Genomic DNA, 2,651 nt, shown 5'->3' with positions numbered 1-2,651 from the left:
GGTTGAGGTCCCAGCCGGCCAGGTGGGCGTTCCACTCCCGCTCGACGCGCCGCGCCGCGGCCGAGAGGAGGCGGCCGACGGGCCACTGCGCGGGGTCGGCCGACGCGGGGTCGAAGTCGTCGTCGCCGGGGCCGCCGCCCCGCAGGGCAGCCGGGTCGTCCAGGCCGTCGTGCACCGCGTCGATCCCCTTCGTTTGCCGTCGGGCGCTGATCCACCCATGATACTCAGCATGCTGAGCAATCGCCGGGCGGTCCTCGTCCGTTCCCTCGCCGTCGCCGTAGCCCTGGTCGCCTGGCTCGCCATCGGTGCCTTCGGAGGCATGGCGCAGGGCAAGCTCGGTCAGGTCCAGACGAACGACTCGGCCGCGTTCCTGCCGTCGTCGGCCGAGTCCACGCGCGCCGCCGAGGCGGGCCGTGCGTTCGTCGACACGCCGACCCTACCGGCGCTCGTCGTCCTCCAGCCGTCCGACGACACCGACGTCACCCCGGAGCAGCAGGAGGCCACCACCGCCTGGGCGCAGGACGTCCCCGGCCGCGACGTCCCCGACGGCGACGGCGCCACGTGGTCCGAGTACCTGCTCGGCGACCCCGTCGTCGTGCCCTCCGAGGACGGCCTCGCGCTGCTCGCGATCTTCTCCCTCGACGGTGACCGCGCCGACGAGCAGGTCGCCGAGGAGTCCATCACCGACCTCTTCGTCACCGACCTGCGCACGTCCCTCGAGCAGGACCTCGGCGCCACCGCGACCGACGCCGGCGACACCGGCCTCAACGCCTGGGTCACCGGGCCCGCCGGGTTCGTCGCCGACCTCGTCACCGCGTTCGGCGGGATCGACGGCGTCCTGCTGCTCGTCGCGCTCGGCGCCGTGCTCGTGATCCTCGTGCTCGTCTACCGCTCGCCGTTCCTTCCGTTCGTCGTCATCCTCACGGCCGTCTTCGCGCTCTGCCTCGCCGGCCTCGTCGTCTACCAGCTCGCCGCCAACGACGTCCTCGTCCTCAACGGGCAGTCGCAGGGCATCCTGTCGATCCTCGTGGTCGGCGCGAGCGTCGACTACGCGCTGCTGCTCGTCGCCCGCTACCGCGAGGAGCTGCGCACCGCCGAGCACCCCGCGACCGCGATGCGCCGCGCCCTGCGTGCGTGCGTCGAGCCGATCGCCGCGTCCGCGGGCACCGTCGCTGCCGGCGTGCTGTGCCTCCTGCTGTCCGACCTCGCGTCGAACCGGTCCCTCGGCCCCGTCGCCGCGATCGGCATCGCGTCGTCGTTCCTCGCCGCGCTCACGCTGCTGCCCGCGCTCCTGCTCGTCCTCGGCCGCCGGTCCCGCGCCTTCTTCTGGCCGCGGGTGCCGCGCCCCGTCGCGGCCACCGAGCCCGCCGCGCACGGCACGCACGCCGCGGCGTCGACCGACCCGACCGACGCCCCCGGCGGCTGGGGCCGCCTCGCCCGGTTCGTGGCCCGGCACGCCCGCCCCGTGTGGGTCGTCACCGTGCTGCTGCTCGCCGTCGGCGCCGCGTTCCTGCCCACCTTCCGCGCCGGTGGGACCGACCAGGCCGACGTCTTCCTCACCGAGGTCGACGCCGTCAGCGGCCAGGAGGTCCTCGCCGAGCACTTCCCCGCGGGCGCCGTCCAGCCCATCACCGTCATCACCGCGCAGGACTCCGCCGACGAGGTCGCCGCGGCCGTCGAGGACCTCGACGGCGTCGAGACCGTCGCCCCCTACACCGGCGCCGCCGCGGGTGCCCCGGCCGGCGTCGGCGAGCCCGTCGTCGTCGACGGCACCGTGCGGCTCGACGTGACCACCACCGCACCGTCCGACTCGCAGGCGGCGGTCGACGTCGCCGCGGACGTCCGCACCGCCGCGCACGCGGTCGACCCCGACGCGCTCGTCGGGGGCGCGGCCGCCGAGACGCTCGACGCGCAGGCCGCCGCCGAGCACGACCTGCGGGTCATCGTGCCCGTCGTGCTCGCCGTCATCGCGCTGATCCTCATGCTGCTGCTGCGCTCCGTCGCGGCCGCCCTCCTGCTGCTCGCCGCCAACGTGCTGTCGTTCGCGGCCGCGCTGGGGATCTCCGCGGTGCTGTTCAACCACGTGCTCGACCTGCCGCCCGCCGACCCGGCCGTGCCGCTCTACGGCTTCGTGTTCCTCGTCGCGCTCGGCGTCGACTACACGATCTTCCTCATGACCCGGGTGCGTGAGGAGTCGCTGCGCGTGGGGACGCGCGCAGGCGTCGTCCGAGGGCTGGCGGTGACCGGCGGCGTCATCACGTCCGCGGGCGTCGTGCTCGCGGTGACGTTCGCCGCACTGGGCGTCATCCCGCTGCTGTTCCTCGCCCAGCTCGCCGTGATCGTCGCGTTCGGGGTCCTGCTCGACACCACCGTGGTGCGGTCCCTGCTCGTCCCGGCCCTCGTGCACGACATCGGCGACCGCACCTGGTGGCCGTCGCGGCTCTCCCGGCCGCACGCCCACGGTGCGCACGCACCCTCGGTCCCGGTGTCGTCCGACGAGCCTGCTCAGGCCGTCACCGCCCCCGCCGCGACCGGGCCGGAGGGTGCGGCCCGACCGTAGAGTGAGGCGCATGGAGCACCTGCGCGTCGGACTGGTCGGCTACGGGGGAGCGGGACGCGGCATCCACGGCCGCCTGCTCCGGGAGGCGCGG

Annotated in this window: 1 protein-coding gene; it reads left to right on the top strand. The window is 75.0% G+C overall.

The window, feature by feature from the left end; genetic code table 11:
- The first annotated feature begins 229 nt into the window (after positions 1–229).
- Entirely contained in the window at positions 230–2,560 is a 2,331-nt protein-coding gene (locus CBZ_RS07005; protein ID WP_246013129.1) for an MMPL family transporter, read from the top strand.
- Positions 2,561–2,651: the final 91 nt, after the last annotated feature.

It is taken from the genome of Cellulomonas biazotea (genome assembly GCF_004306155.1).
GTDB lineage: Bacteria > Actinomycetota > Actinomycetes > Actinomycetales > Cellulomonadaceae > Cellulomonas > Cellulomonas biazotea.
The sequence above is the reverse complement of the archived record's forward strand: the minus strand, read 5'-3'. Positions and strand labels throughout refer to the sequence as shown.

What these genes read in the sequence shown, in the direction of transcription:
- CBZ_RS07005 (WP_246013129.1), top strand. Translation starts at nt 230, where the DNA reads ATGCTGAGCAATCGCCGGGCGGTCCTCGTCCGTTCCCTCGCCGTCGCC.